Annotated in this window: 14 protein-coding genes; 12 read left to right on the top strand and 2 right to left on the bottom strand. The window is 44.9% G+C overall.

Annotated elements, in window-relative coordinates:
* The 4 genes from P5674_RS19135 to P5674_RS19120 form a co-directional block, all read left to right on the top strand.
* Positions 1–1,083 (top strand): hypothetical protein (locus tag P5674_RS19135; protein ID WP_315670205.1); only part of this gene is annotated, 1,083 nt, incomplete at its 5' end.
* 172 nt (positions 1,084–1,255) lie between these two features.
* Positions 1,256–2,098: a CIS tube protein gene (locus P5674_RS19130; protein WP_006618120.1), complete on the top strand. Its 843-nt coding sequence runs from the start codon at positions 1,256–1,258 to the stop codon at positions 2,096–2,098.
* Between the two features lie 18 nt (positions 2,099–2,116).
* Positions 2,117–4,162: a VgrG-related protein gene (locus P5674_RS19125; RefSeq protein ID WP_006618121.1), complete on the top strand. Its 2,046-nt coding sequence runs from the start codon at positions 2,117–2,119 to the stop codon at positions 4,160–4,162.
* Between the two features lie 400 nt (positions 4,163–4,562).
* A complete protein-coding gene (locus P5674_RS19120; RefSeq protein WP_006618122.1) occupies positions 4,563–5,342 on the top strand; it encodes a TrmH family RNA methyltransferase in 780 nt (259 codons plus the stop codon).
* 12 nt (positions 5,343–5,354) lie between these two features.
* Here the strand turns inward: P5674_RS19120 and P5674_RS19115 are convergent, their stop codons facing one another.
* Complete coding sequence (locus P5674_RS19115; RefSeq protein WP_006618123.1) at positions 5,355–5,654, bottom strand: hypothetical protein; 300 nt, start codon at positions 5,652–5,654, stop codon at positions 5,355–5,357.
* Between the two features lie 269 nt (positions 5,655–5,923).
* Between P5674_RS19115 and lpxD the strand changes: the two genes are divergently transcribed.
* The 6 genes from lpxD (at position 5,924) to P5674_RS19085 (ending at position 12,585) form a co-directional block, all read left to right on the top strand.
* Positions 5,924–6,973 carry a UDP-3-O-(3-hydroxymyristoyl)glucosamine N-acyltransferase gene (lpxD, locus tag P5674_RS19110; protein ID WP_006618124.1) on the top strand — a complete coding sequence of 350 codons (1,050 nt, stop codon included), beginning with the start codon at positions 5,924–5,926 and terminating at the stop codon, positions 6,971–6,973.
* A gap of 575 nt (positions 6,974–7,548) precedes the next feature.
* Entirely contained in the window at positions 7,549–7,953 is a 405-nt protein-coding gene (locus P5674_RS19105; protein WP_006618125.1) for an AbrB family transcriptional regulator, read from the top strand.
* A gap of 72 nt (positions 7,954–8,025) precedes the next feature.
* Positions 8,026–8,844, top strand: coding sequence for a radical SAM protein (locus tag P5674_RS19100; protein ID WP_035737304.1), 819 nt, complete (start codon positions 8,026–8,028; stop codon positions 8,842–8,844).
* Between the two features lie 64 nt (positions 8,845–8,908).
* A complete protein-coding gene (locus tag P5674_RS19095; RefSeq protein ID WP_014277549.1) occupies positions 8,909–9,580 on the top strand; it encodes a DUF3318 domain-containing protein in 672 nt (223 codons plus the stop codon).
* A 238-nt stretch (positions 9,581–9,818) separates the two neighbouring features.
* Positions 9,819–12,104: a DUF3769 domain-containing protein gene (locus P5674_RS19090; protein WP_014277550.1), complete on the top strand. Its 2,286-nt coding sequence runs from the start codon at positions 9,819–9,821 to the stop codon at positions 12,102–12,104.
* Between the two features lie 4 nt (positions 12,105–12,108).
* Entirely contained in the window at positions 12,109–12,585 is a 477-nt protein-coding gene (locus tag P5674_RS19085; RefSeq protein WP_231852058.1) for a hypothetical protein, read from the top strand.
* 153 nt (positions 12,586–12,738) lie between these two features.
* On the opposite strand, the gene P5674_RS19080 is transcribed toward P5674_RS19085, so the two are convergent.
* The gene (locus tag P5674_RS19080; protein WP_006618130.1) at positions 12,739–13,263 is read right to left on the bottom strand and encodes a phycobiliprotein lyase; all 525 of its coding nucleotides are present in this window, start codon (positions 13,261–13,263) and stop codon (positions 12,739–12,741) included.
* Between the two features lie 129 nt (positions 13,264–13,392).
* Between P5674_RS19080 and petP the strand changes: the two genes are divergently transcribed.
* Positions 13,393–13,590, top strand: a complete 198-nt coding sequence (petP, locus tag P5674_RS19075; RefSeq protein WP_006618131.1) for a cytochrome b6f subunit PetP — start codon at positions 13,393–13,395, stop codon at positions 13,588–13,590.
* A 174-nt stretch (positions 13,591–13,764) separates the two neighbouring features.
* Entirely contained in the window at positions 13,765–14,856 is a 1,092-nt protein-coding gene (locus P5674_RS19070; RefSeq protein WP_006618132.1) for a Get3/ArsA fold putative tail anchor-mediating ATPase NosAFP, read from the top strand.
* Positions 14,857–15,038 lie beyond the last annotated feature (182 nt).

Here is a 15,038-nt window from a genome sequence, read left to right as displayed (position 1 = left end):
TCGGAAACCTCAGATTCGGGAGACGTAAATAATGCGATCGCCTCTACTCACGATTCACCCTCAATTCAACGAATCTCGGAAACCTCAGATTCGGGAGACGTAAATAATGCGATCGCCTCTACTCACGATTCCCCCTCAATTCAACGACTCTCGGAAACCTCAGATTCGGGAGATGTAAATAATGCGATCGCCTCTACTTACGATTCCCCCTCAATTCAACGAATCTCGGAAACTTCCGATTCGGGAGATGTAAATAATGCGATCGCCTCTGATGATTCCCCCTCAATTCAACGACTTTCCGAAACTTCGGATTCATCTCCCATTCAGAGACCATCGGAAACCTCGGATTCGGGAGATGTAAATGATGGGATATCTGAAAATGATTCATCATCTATTCAACGAGAAGCTGAATTATTATCAAGTATTTCTACTAGAAATATAACGGTTAAAGAAATGCTTTTAAATGGCAATATTCCCGAAATTCAAAGATTTTTTAAAAATAAATTTATAACAAAAAATAATGAGGCTTCAAATCATCAAAATTTTAATAAAAATAACCCCAAAAATAGTGATTTTAACGAGAAAAATTTAGTCTCTCACAATCCATACAATATTCACAACATAAATAATCAAAAAAATTCCAGGTTAAATCAATTCAAAAATAACCAAAATACAAATGTTAGTTTCCCGCAAAATCCATATATTCCAGATAGTCTTCAGGTAAGTTCCAAGGGTAATATTTTGTCTTCTCAATTTTACAATAAACCATCTAATATCAAAGAAATTATGCAAAAAACTATTCAAGATAGAGCCAGATTAAAGCAGACAATTTCATCCCAAAAGTCTCAGCAAGTCGAATCATTAAGGGAGCAAGATATTTATGAATTAGAGGAAAATATAAAAGCCAAAGCCACAACTGATGATGACCATAATCAACCAGAATCTAAATCAGAAGAAGAAGTTGTAACATCTGAACAACTAGAAGCACTAGCTATAGAAATATATAGATTTATTTGTCAGCGATTTCAAGTGGAAAGAGAGCGTTATGGTTCCCATAGGTCTTCTGGACGTTTTCCGTGGTAATTCAAGATATTTAAGGATTGATGAAAATATAAAGAAAAGTTAAATTTTTATGTAATTAATCAATAATAGTGGTATAGTGGAATTATTTATCATAAAAAATATACCTAATTACAGGCATAAAGACTGATGATAAATCATCTTGATTATCGTGGAATTAGAAAAGGGGTGAATTATGACACAAGGGAATTCATGGCTCAGTAATTTGGCTAAGGATGTCGCGACAAGTACAGCCGATATTGCTTTGCTTAAAGGAGCAGCTATATATGACAAAACTCGAGATCAGCAGTATTTATCCTTAGAGCGAAAAAAAGAGGATGCAGCCAGTTCTCTTTATCAAAGGTCTGAGTTCAAAAGTGGGAAACTGGTCAAAGCTGCTCTGATTCCGAGAAGTGGAGAAGGCGCTAATATTATCCGGTTTCAATTTAACCCTACAGACTTGCAGTTAAGTAGGTCTGTTTCGATTGAAGATATCAAGGGAGCGCGGACAAGTAGAGGTTTACCGAAGGTGAACTTTGGTTTTGTAGAACCCTACCAATTGACGTTAACTGATCTGGTGTTCGATACCTATGAAACTGGTGAAAATGTATTGAATCAAATCAAGCCTATTCTGGATGCTGTAGACTTTAGTTCCTTTAAAGATCCATTTGCGAAAGAACAAGGTTACAGTGAAAGATTGGTCAAAGCTAGTGTTACTAATACTGTAATTCAATCGGCTGTATCTAGCCTGTCTAGTAACTTGTTAGGGGTGAATGCGAATGCCATGGAATTGGCGGAATATGGTGGGGGAGATATTGCAACACAAGCCCTAGAGCTGCGACGACCCCCGGTTTATTACTTAATTTGGGGGGATAAAAATTATATGCGTTGTATGGTGGAAAGTTTAGATTATAAATTGACGATGTTTAAACCAGATGGTACACCAGTACGCGCCCGAGTGACGATTAAGCTGAAAGAAGTGGATCTGGGGGTTGCCGATCGCAGTTTTAGTGAGCGTCGTAAAATTATCAGTAAATAATAACATATCATTGTAGTCATGGCAAGCGATCGCAGTCTGTATGTTTCCAGTCCTCTGTTGCAAATTGAAGGAGCTGACCAATTATCCCTGTCGGCTTTAATGAATGATTTGCTGCAAATTTCGGTAGAAGAGAGTTTGCACCTACCGGGGATGTTCACACTGGCTATAAATAATCCCTACGTTCCGGTAGACGACGAAAGCCAAACATGGCAACACGATCCCCTACTACAAATTGGCAAAAAAGTCAAGATTGGTTTTCAAGGTAGCACAACGGAATCTCCAGAATTCAACCAAGACCAAAAAGACTACATTATCGAAGGAGAAATTACGGCGATTGAAACACACTTTACCAGCGACACCCAAGCACCGATTATAGTTCGGGGTTATGACATTTCCCACCGTCTGCACCGAGGGCGCTATAACCGTTCTTTCCAGGATTATACCGATAGCGATATAGTTGCGAAAATCGCGAGAGAAGTAGGAATTGAGCGAGGGAGAATCGACCCGAGCGGAGAAAGACAAGCCTATGTCTTTCAGGAAAACCAGACCAATATGGAATTCCTGCGGGACAGAGCAGCTAGAATTGGATTTGAATTATTCGTTCAAGATGGGAAACTATTTTTCCGTCGCCCCCAGGGAGGGGATATTTTGAGATTGAAATGGCTAAAAGACTTTGAAAGTTTTCGAGTCCAAGTCACCAGTGCGGAACAGGTTGACTCAGTGGAAGTGCGAAGCTGGGATTATACTAGAAAACAGCCTATTGTGTCGGTAGCCGATCGCTCGGAAAAAATCACTCAAATCGAGGGTAATTCCCAGGAGGGGCACTCGAGTCAGTTTCAAGGGAGGTCATCAGGTGGCGATCGCTTAACCACGGGACTTTTTGGGAGCAACTTCCCGCCGCCGAAAATGATTGTTGTAGATCGGCCTGTTTCCAGCCCCAAAGCGGCGGACTTGATGGCTCAGGCTCTCTATAATGAACTCGAGGGAGAATTTGTGCAAGCGGACTCCCATGCTCCGGGAAACCCGAATATTCGGGTAGGGAAAGTGGTGGAATTAACGGGGATGGGGCGTTATAGCGGTAAATATTACATTACCGAAACGCGCCACCTGTATCAAGAAGGGAGATACAGCACAGAATTTAGTGTTAGGGGGTTACGGGGCGGTTCAATTTTGACAACTCTTTCTCCCAAAATAGGTTTGAAACCGGGGCAAACCCATCTAGTGGGTATTGTTACTCATAACTATGACCCAGAGGGTCTTGGGCGTGTGCGAGTGAAATTTCCGACGCTGACCCCTGAAGGGGACGGGAGCGCCCACGCCAGCGCCTGGGCTAGGGTTGTGGGTATTGGGGCTGGACCTAACCGAGGCTTTTACTGTCTCCCAGAAATTAATGATGAGGTGCTAGTGGCTTTTGAACATGGAGATATCCACCGTCCCTATGTTATTGGTGGGGTATGGAATGGCCAGGATAGTCCCCCAGAGCCTGTTGAGGAGACTATTTCTAATCGGGGGAAAGTGCGCCTGCGAAGTTTCACTACCCGCAGCGGCCATAAAATCCAGTTTGTGGAGGAGGATCTCAGTCGCACTAGCCAGGATGGGGTTTATATTCAAACCAGTGGCGGTCATCAAATTAGGCTTAATGATAGCGATCGCACTATAGAGATAGTGACATCTGGCCATCAGCGCATCCGCATTGATGATCGTACCCGCAAAATTGACATTCAAACTGCTAATGTCAACGTGACGGGAGCTGTAACGGCTGCGGCTTTAATGGTCGGCGGGACGGGGGGGATGAATGTGGCGGATGCGATCGCTAATTTGGCGGCGCAGCAACAACAGCAACAACAGCAATTTCAGGATTATGTTAGAACCCAAGAGGCGATCGACCGCCGCCAAAACCAAACCACCGCCGCTCTCAATAACCAACTTCAGCAACAGCAGCAGAACTTCGAGAACTTCCTCAACCAACAAAACCAGCTAGACGAACAGCAAAACCTAGCTACAGAGGAACAGAAACGACAAGTACAGGAGGCGCAAGCACAGGCTAGGAATATGAGGTTTTGATATAGCAATTAGCGATCGCATATTCACCAGGGAACACCTTAACCAAACCCCGATAACCAAGCCCCGATAACCAAGCCCCGATTATCATCTTTTTTCAAAACAGCAGCCCATATTCCTCGACAGGGGTTGACAGAGGCGGCGATTTCCTGCTATTATCTTGACATAAAAATTATGATTGTTTGGGATAAACAATATTTTTTGGGCACATATTCCGATTATATTATTAATATAACCCAAGTCAATAAAAAAAGCTACCCACATCCCCCAAAACGGAAAAATTTTAACATTTATTAATTTTTTGCAACAAAAATTAACAAAGCCTGATCATTAGGTAAATAGGTTAGTTGACTGAGTGAGGTTAGGATGGCAAAATCAAATTTGCGCCCCCACATAAAATTAAATGCTAACCAGCCCACAAAACCCCTTAGTTAAGCAGATTCGGCAGTTACATACAGCGAAAGGAAGACGAGAGGAGGGACTATTTATCTTAGAAGGAACCCACCTAGTAGAAGCAGCTTGTGCTGTGAATTGGGATATCATGGCGGTTTGCTGTACTCCCCAATGGGAGGAACGTCACCGAGACCTGTGGGAATTGGCGGTAAAAAGGGCCGATCGCACTGAACAGGTAAGCGATCGCCTGATAGCGGCTATGACGACCACAGTTAACCCTGATGGAGTAGTAGCGATCGCCCGCCGCCGAGACCAAACCCCAGTTCCCATCACCAGTTTAGGGCTAGTCCTAGAAACGGTGCAAGATCCTGGCAACCTAGGAACAATGATCCGTACAGCCACAGCGGCGGGAGTTGAGGGATTATGGTTAAGTAGTGATAGCGTTGATCCAACCCATCCCAAAGTCCTCCGTGCTTCTGCTGGTGCTTGGTTTGAGGTTCCCATAGCGGTGCATTCAGACCTAATCACCCAACTAAGTGATATTCAGAAACAGGGTATACAAATTGTGGCTACCCGCGCGGACGCTTCCCTAAGTTACTGGGAAATTGACTTGCGCCCACCGACAGCGATCGTCTTAGGAAATGAGGGTTCTGGCTTATCCCCAGATTTAACCAGCCTAGCGGACTATCATATTAGAGTCCCTCTGTTGGGGAATGTTGAATCTCTGAATGTGGCTATTTGTGCAGCGTTGATATTATATGAAGCGCAGCGTCAACGACTGGACAGTTAACCGCCGTGGCGGTTAATCATCCTCAGAAGGATCTGATTGTGTTTCCCTGAGAGTATCTGGACTAGAGGGGTGTTCCCGTTGGCTTTCCAAAAACTGCTCAATATCCGAAATAGCCTCCTCAAGTTCTGACAGACTAATAGGACTCGAAGGGTAATTATCTCTCCGGGGTTCCACGGGGGAATGATCCAGAGAGGGGGCTTCCTCCGATGACTCATTTTCTTGTTGGAATGCCTCAAGTAACTCCTGTTGAAAGGATTTAACGAACTCTTCGGCAGCATGACGACGCATATCGCGCTGGTGTTTATCCGTCATGATCAACTCCTATTAGGGGTAGAGATAGGTTTTCGCAGCCTACCCCTGCCATTCAAAAAGCTGCAATCCCACAGCATCCCCACACTATACCGCAAAACTGACTAATAGCGCTAGGTTATCGCCATCACATCAACAACAACCCAAAAGCTATCGGTTTCCCCTGTCAGGTCGGTTGAAGTCGGTTAGCTTTCGGGAAAACCAGCCCCGGAATGTCCTGTGACGCACACAGATTGGCTATTCTCTAAAGGTGACTATAACTTTGATGAGCTATGAAATTTAGTGATGTCCTACAGCAATTAAAAGATGGAGTAGTTAGCCACAGTCTCGAAGATCGCGATCGCATAGATCCGGTTATTCATGGTGTAGCAGCCATTGATGAGGCTCAGGCTGGTACTCTCAGTTATATCGAAGGACAAAAGTTTGCTGCTTATTTGGCTACTACCCAAGCTGATGCGGTAATTTTGCCTGTTGATGAGGCTTTACAAGCCCAAGCGATCGCACAAGGACTAGCTTGGATGTCCACAGAATCCCCACGGTTGCTATTTGCGAGGGCGATCGCCTTATTTTATCAACCCTATCATCCTCGGCCGGAAATTCACCCCACAGCAACCATTGCACCTGATGTTAAACTGGGTTCCCGGGTGCATATTGGCCCCCATGTAGTGATTCGGTCTGGGGCAAAAATTGGCGATGATGTCTGTATTCATCCCAATGTGGTGATTTATCCTCAAGTGAAAATTGGCGATCGCACAATACTTCATGCTAACTGTACTATCCACGAACGTACTGAGATTGGGGCAGATTGCACTATTCATAGTGGCGCAGTCATTGGCGCTGAAGGCTTTGGCTTTGTCCCTACCCCAGAAGGTTGGTTACAGATGCAACAATCAGGAATTACGGTACTTGAAGATGGGGTGAGTGTCGGGTGTAACAGCACCATAGATCGTCCAGCGGTGGGAGAAACTCGCATCGGTAGCCAGACCAAATTAGATAATTTAGTCCATATTGGTCATGGCTGTAAAATTGGTTGTGGCTGTGCTTTCGCCGCCCAGGTGGGGTTAGCAGGTGGTGTCACTGTTGGCGATCGGGTGATTCTCGCTGGTCAGGTGGGAATTGCTAATCAAGCTAAAATTGGTAAAGGTGCGATCGCCACCGCCCAAGCTGGTATTCACAGTGATGTTAAACCAGGCGCTGTGGTTTCAGACTCCCCAGCCATTGACAATAAACTTTATCTGAAAAATTCCGCCATTCGTAAACGACTCCCCGAAATTTATCAAACCCTGAAACACATTCAGCGTCACCTCGGCTTGCATCAATAACATAGAGAGTATTATCACCTATTTACTCTCCGGGTAGGAAGTTCAGTATAGTTTGATCGGGCTGCTATACTGTTTCCCCTCCCTCATCTCCCTGGCGCGGATATGCTAATTTGTAACAGGCTTTTTTAGAACTTGGATAAGTGTAACAGGCTTTTTTAGAACTTGGATAAGTGTAACAGGCTTTTTTAGAACTTGGATTAGACCATAATTACAGAAAATTGTCTAACTGTGGCTATAGCTGGAATTTATCTTAAATAGCCCAAATTTGATGATTTACATATCAAAAATGATTTATATTGGATTGTATATATCGAAAGAGGATACTAGATACCGATACTCAAACTGTATTTGTCAAAATGATTGTTTTAAGGATATTATGGTTTTTGATGCGGTCAAAAACTGCATCAGCGATCCTTACTTAACTCTGAATCACTAAAAAATCCCGATCATGTTACCATTACCTGACTAAGGAAATGGTTGACTCAACTTGAGAAGGTTTACTGGTTCATAGATAATTAAGGAATGCTACAGAGTAAGTTTATTAATACTTCCCAGTTAGAAAAGGTATTTTCGCAATGTCACAAGCAGCAACAACTCCGTTAGTAGGAAAGGATTTGCTTCAAAAAGTCAAAGAACTTTCTGATACTACCCGGCGAGAAACCGCCAGACTGTGCGGTTATTACACGATAAAAGATGGTCAAGTCAGGGTGAATCTGACTGATTTTTACGATGCTTTACTGAAAGCGAGGGGGATTCCCTTTAATTCGGAGACTCCCAAGGACGGTAGGGGTCGGGATGCTACCTATACGGTCAGTGTTCACAAAAATGGTCAAATTGTGATCGGCTCGACTTATACTAAGGAAATGGGATTGCAATCGGGTGATCAGTTTGATATTAAACTAGGATATAAACACATTCATCTGATTCAGGTGGAAGAAAACGGTAAAGTGGTTAATTTTGCTGAATTAGAGGAAGAATAGTAATAATGAGAGATCCCACCTGATAGTTAGTGGGACTCTTATTGATACCCGTTTGGGGATAAATATATGATGATGAGCGATTCGACAATTGCATTAAACCCATTCACCCCGGTTTATGGTCCGGTGTCTTCCTGGCGTTATGGACGATCGCTAGGAATTGACCCAATTGGGGTGGTTTCGACCTGTTCATTTAACTGCGTTTACTGTCAGCTTGGGGAAATTGAACAGAAAACGAGCGATCGCCAAGTTTATGTACCTACAGCGGAGATTTTGACCAGCCTAGAAAATTTTGCCCCCAGGTCGGTAGATGTGATTACCCTCAGTGGTAGTGGTGAACCGACATTGGCGGCGAATTTGGGAGAAATTTTAACGGGAATTAAGAGGTTGAGCGATCGCCCTACTCTAGTTCTGACTAATGGTACTACGTTAAATGACCCCCAGGTGCGATCGGATTTGGCGATCGCAGATAAGGTATCCATCAAACTAGATGGGGTATCATCAGACCAACTAAGACGGGTGAACCGACCTGTCCCCGGTATAGACTTCAACGAGATCATGGCAGGACTTTTGGAGTTTCGCCAGGACTATCAGGGGGAAATAGGGATTCAAACGATGCTGCTTTGTCCTTGGGACGAGTCCACCAGGAGAGAGTATATTAGTTTAATGGCTGCTGTTGCACCTAGGGAAATCCAATTAAACACCCCTAAGCGTCCCAAACCAGTACAACGACAATTCGATGGTCGTGAAAACCATACATCAAGGGCCAATCGTCCTTATCAAGTGCGATCGCTGCGCTGCGTAGATCCCGAAATTCTGCACGAGTTCGCCCAAGAAATTCAGCAAAAAACGGGTATTATGGTAAGAACCGCGCCAATTCCTGCCACAGTTTAACTGGATAATTGTCGCTAATTGGCGGGTGTGTCAGAATAGATATAAACTGCATACAGCCGGAACTATGACATCATACGCAACCTCGACCGCCAGATCTGAAATGAGCGAACTCCGGCGACTGAAAAGTTTGCTACCCCCTGAATTGCAGAGTTGGGTAACTGTGGAGAAAACCATTGAGGTTAACCCACTATTGATTCGCTCAGAAGAAATTGGCAAAGATCAAGTAGAGATTCAAATTGATTTAGTTCGCTGGGAACAACTAGCCCTAGACCAGCGCAACCTGTTGTTTTGGCACGAAGTCGCCCGCATTCAAAATGATACTATCCCCAGAGATGGCTGGGAAATGGCAGCCCTAGCTATTGGTTTAGGGGGTGCGGTAGGAGAACTGTGGGTACAGGATGGACTGCTGTTATTACTGGCTCTGGCTCTGTGTGGAGTTTCTGGCTATCGGTTGTATCAGAAAAATAATGGGGAGCGAACCCTGGTGGAAGCGATCGAAGCTGATGAAAAGGCGATCGCGATCGCATCTCGTTTTGGTTATACACTCCCCAACGCCTACAAGAGCCTTGGTAGTGCCTTAAAGACGTTAATTGAACAAACACCCAAAAAGCGACAAAGAGCCCGTTACGAAGCACGTTTACAGGCTCTCAAGCGCAGTGCGGCTAAAGCTAAAGCCAGGGTGAAAGGTAGTAGTCCAGATTCCTCATCCTCCAGTTCCGAGAGCATTTACGGATAATGGATAATCATGTAGGGGTGGGTTCCAATGTTCAGCCTATCTGGGGGCGAGAAGATTGACGGGCCCGCCCTCTGTCTTGGCTCTGTGGGTTCCACGGCGGCGACTATCTGGGGGCGAGAAGATTGACGGGCCCGCCGTTTGGGGTGACGCAAGAGATCCGGCTGGGATAAGTAGATATACTGCGTGAAGCGGACTTGATATGATGCGAATATGTTAGAACCGAGTTTTTCAGTAAACTATGCCCTATCCGGTCCCACCTCCTGAACCACCAGCGATTATCGAAACCCTTGTTAACCCAAGCCCGAATCAACCCCCGTCATATCAGAGTTGGAATCAATCGGAGTCTGGTTCAAACGGATATATACAGCATAATCAAACAATCTCCTACGTTCTACCATCAAGCCGAAGCTCGGAAATTCACCGGGAATCATCAGCAGCGCTTCTGGGTGAGCCGATGACCCGTAACTGGTCAGATATTTACGGGAAAACGCAATTGTATCTAATTCCCAGAAACGAGGTTTCTAGGGATATTTTTGAGTATTCACCCACAACTCCCATAGAAAGGGGGTTTCTTGGTGAAGAATTTTCCCAAAATGCGATCGCCTCCTCATCGAGTTACGGGATTAATAGCAGCCAAAAATTTACACCTTTCGATCGCCATCGTCCCCTATACCTAGCCCAAACAGAACCTACCGGGTCAGATAACATTCCTATACCAGTAATTCCGCCGACAGACTTAGTGGAAGTCACAGCCGCCGAACAGGAATTTGACCAACAGCGACAAATCATCACGGCTAGAGGGAATGTCAGAATCAGATTTAGAGAAACCCTAATCGAAGCGGAGCAAGCCCAAGTCAACCTGAACACCCGTCAAACCGCCGCCAGGGGAAATGTCGCCCTACAAAGGGGGGAACAACTGGTTCAGGGGAGCCAGATGGAATATAACTTTGTGCGTAGTACGGGAGTTATCTACGAAGCGAGAGGGGTGGTTGTGACCCAATCGACTGCTTCTGACTTTGACATAGAACAACCAACCAACCTCACCCCTGCGCCGATTTTTTCGGGGTCTCTGTCAGATACCCTGACGGAAGCGCAACCGGTGACGGAAGTTACCACTACCGGAGAGACTCAAATCCAGGTAACTGGTGCTGGTTTCCCACAAGTTGGGGGGACTGTAAATCGTTTAAGGTTTGAAGCTGAACGGATCGATATTCAACCTAACGGAGAATGGGAGGCTACTAATATCCGCATTACTAATGACCCTTTTTCGCCTCCCGAATTGGAACTGAGGGCGGATAATGCTCAATTAAGGCGGATCTCTCCCCTACAAGATGAATTGCTGACGAGTCGATCGCGTTTAGTGTTCGACCAACGCTTCTCGATACCGCTATTTCGCGATCGCACTATTATTGACCGTCGCCAAAGGGAACCGAGTCCCCTAGAATTTGGCTATGACCTGAGAGACCTCGATGGTTATTTTGTCCAGTGGAACCTAACGCCGATTGAATTAGGACCGTTAGAATTAAAAGTGGCTCCCCAGGTGTTAGTACAGCGGGCTATTTCGGAAAGTTTATCGCCACTTGACCCTCGATTTTATGGCTTAAACACCCGTTTATCTGGTCGCATTACCCCGACTACTTCTATAGAGGGACAGTTAAAAATTAGTAACTTTGAAGACTTCCCCAACCTAGGGGAAAACGCTTATAGGGCGAGATTAAGGGTTCGCCAATCATTAGAAGATTACACGCTCACGGGGGAATATAGCTATCGGGAACGGATATTTAACGGAACTCTGGGGTCACAAACTGTCCACCGTAGTTTTGGGGCGGTTCTGACGGTACCTAATATCTTGATCGGACCATCAGGAGGATATGTTAATTTTCAAACAGGCTACCAAGCCATAGAAGCGAATACCGATCGCTTTGACCTTCTGGAGGCGGAACGCGAAAACGATCGCATCAGTCGCCAACGCTTTCAAACTGTTGGGACTCTGATCTATCCAATTCCCCTGTGGAATGGTTCCGCTCTCCCTGCTACGGCTTCGGAGGGACTGAGATACACTCCCAGACCTGTTATCCCGTTTGTGCGTCTGGTGGGAATTGCTAGAGGTTCGGCTAGTTTGTATTCTGAGGATGAATCCCAATTCTATCTTAGTAGTAGTGTGGGCATCCAAGGACAGCTAGGGCATTTTTCCCGCAGTTATCTGGACTATACGGGTTTCAGTTTATTCTATACTCAAGTGGCGATCGATGGTGCATCTCCGTTTTTATTCGATCGCATGGTAGACCAAAGAATCCTGACTTTGGGATTAGTTCAGCAAATTTATGGGGGGTTAAGGGGTGGTGTAGAATCAGCCATTAATTTAGATAGCGGTTTAGCGTTAAATAATGAATTTACTTTAGAATACAGTCGGCGCACCTATGGTGTCATCCTCAGAATTAATCCTGTCCAAAGACTGGGAAGTTTCAGTCTTAGGATTAGTGATTTTAACTGGACTGGGGACTCACCCCCTTTTGATGATTAGCCCTATGAGCCTATCACCCGCAGAACAAGCCCAAGTCCTGCTTAATCATTACAGTTTTGACCTAGATGGAAATTCCGCAAATCAAATTATTAGCAAGTGGTCGGAAATATATGATGTGAATTGGCTGCATCTTGCTGTGATTGAAGCCCTCTATTTGGGGCGTTATAAATCTATTTCTGTTCAGCAAATACTAGAAATGTGGAAACGTCGCAATCAGCCCATTTATCACTTTAACTCGGAGTTTGAGCGGTTAATTTGTAATAAGTTACCTCATGCTTTTGAAGATTATAAAATTGTCCACAATAACACACCAGAAACCAATCAACAAAAGCCTGAGAATGAAATCCTAGACCATGAAATCCTAGACCATGAAGAAGCAGTTATTGAATCTCTGCCAATTAGCGAGAAAACCCCGACTTTGCCGCTTCACTACTCAGACTTTTGTGCCAAATTGCAAGCCATTGTGGAAAATAGTCAATAGACTATATGTAAAAGCAGAGACAAGGGGTGGCTTGTCTCTACGAGGGGGAGCAATTTAGCTGGGGTAACTATCAATTATCAATTGTCAATTGTCAATTATGATGTAGGGGCTGATTACCCCGGGAATATTAAACCGGTTATTGGGGGTGATTTTTTACGTTAAACCCATGCGAATTTCTGAGCAAAAAGAAGCCAAAGCCAATCCATTATTATAATTAACAATACTGGTTCGCAGGCGTAGATTAGGAATCAAATACCAGATCCTCTCCTCGGCTTTAAACTGATCAGACTCGATCGACAAGGTCAAAACATCATCCTTACCCATGAGATAACGACCGATTAAGGATTGATTCTGGCCATGGGCTTGTTGCTGCTGCAAAAGTTTTCCTTGTAGGGGAGTTGAGCGATCGCATATTGTAACTAAAACGGCTGAACCTCGTTGCTGATCAGGATTTGATTCTATAGTGCCTTCCCAAGTTAACTGTAAACCCTTAGCTACCAATCCGGCATCAACCCCGTGGCTGGAGCAGATGTCTGTAACTATAGCATGATCAGGGGCAAGGGCTTCCATGACCAAATTAGATTTACCAGCCTCGAGGTTACCGGAAGTCAAATTGTGTACAGTCCGCTGAGAAAACCACTTTCCCGCACTCAACTCAAAAAATTCGACAATATCCATGATTTTCGTGCATTGTAATTAACCAACAAATAGCTTAAACACTTTGGTTATTCAACACAACTACTAAAAAGGGAGACCGGATAACTGATAAACTGTGGATTGGTTCAATAGCCAAGGAGAACACTGGAAGTGGCAATCGAAATCGGTCAACGAGTAAAGGTCCGGCGCATCAGAGATCGCATACCGGGAAATATCGTTAATCAACTCAAGCAAAATCCATTTGGAACTGTCAAAGGCTTTAAAATGGTCGATGGCAGTGGCATTGGTTTTGTCGTCCAATTTGACAATAGCCTATCGACTTGGTTTTTTGAAGATGAGCTAGAATAATGGGCGCTTGACAATGGATTATCGGCGATCAGCAGCTCAGGTGCGGTTCCTGGGATAGGATAAATAACTGATCTATTGAACGATCGCGTCAGGCTTAGGTAGCATATATCGCCTCTCATGGGGGGGTGAGGTGAACCTAGACTGCGCGATCGCCAACCATATAGGAAATCATTGATGGCTGTGATTCTGACATTTTTGGGTAAGGGTGGTACAGGTAGAAGTACAATTGCGATCGCTGCGGCGAAGGGACTCGCCGCCGAAGGTAAAAGGGTTTTACTGGCTACCTCGGACAGCGGGCCAGCACCAGGACTGCTACTGGGAACGAAGTTGACTACGTTACCCACCCCTGTAGAAACCAACCTCAAAGCAGTACAATTCCAGTGCGCTGCTTTACTAGAAAGCAGTTGGGAACAAGTCAAGACCATAGAGGCGCAATACCTACGCACTCCTTTTTTTAAGAATGTCTACGGTCAGGAATTGGGGGTATTACCAGGAATGGATAGCGCCCTAGCCCTCAATGCTCTGAGAGAATATGACAATAGTGGCGATTATGATGCGATCGTCTATGATGGCAATAATAGCCAGGAAACATTAAGGATGCTGGGAATGCCAGAAATTCTCAGTTGGTACATCCGAAGATTTCGGCAGGTATTTCTGGACTCGGACTTAGGAAAAGCACTATCTCCATTTGTGCAACCCATTGCTAGTACGGTGTTAAGTGTTGATATCTCTGGGGATACCTTCGCCGGACCTACTAAAGAAATGAGCAATGTTCTGGAACAGGGAAAATCCGCAGTATCAGACCCTAACCGAGTTAGTGCTTATCTGGTGACTACGGAAGATGAAGTGGCGCAGGCTACGGCTAGTTACCTATGGGGAAGCGCTCAACAGGTAGGCTTAACTGTGGGTGGTATTCTCCTCAACCGGAGCCAACAAACCAGCTATTTGGCTGACAGCTTCGCCCCCCTGACGGTTACAGCCATTCCAGAAGCTGCTTCCAACTGGGAAACTTTAATCAAAGCCCTACCGGACTTTAGCGGGGCAACCAGCGCCCCGCGTTCCATCTCTATTGATGTCGCGCGCCGTCATGTCACCCTATTTTTACCAGGATTTGATAAAAAACAGATCAAACTCACCCAATATGGTCCTGAACTGACTATTGAGGCTGGAGATCAACGCCGTAATATTTTGCTACCTCCTTCCCTGACTGGTCAACCTGTAACTGGGGCTAAATTTCAAAATGGCTATCTGATTGTTTCTCTTTGACCTCATGGTAGGGTGCGTCAGAAAAATTTCTAATAATTAATACCATAAAAATCTGACCTGACGCACCACAAATCATCCGAACTGATACATTTACGCGACATTTATCCGGCTATTGCCTGACAATGCGACGATAGCACTATTACCCGTTAAGGTAACAGAGGCGGTATCCCGCAAAGCTTTTA

It is taken from the genome of Limnospira sp. PMC 289.06 (assembly GCF_032350395.1).
GTDB lineage: Bacteria > Cyanobacteriota > Cyanobacteriia > Cyanobacteriales > Microcoleaceae > Limnospira > Limnospira platensis.
Note: the sequence above shows the minus strand (reverse complement) of the source record. Positions and strands in the feature narration are given on the sequence as shown.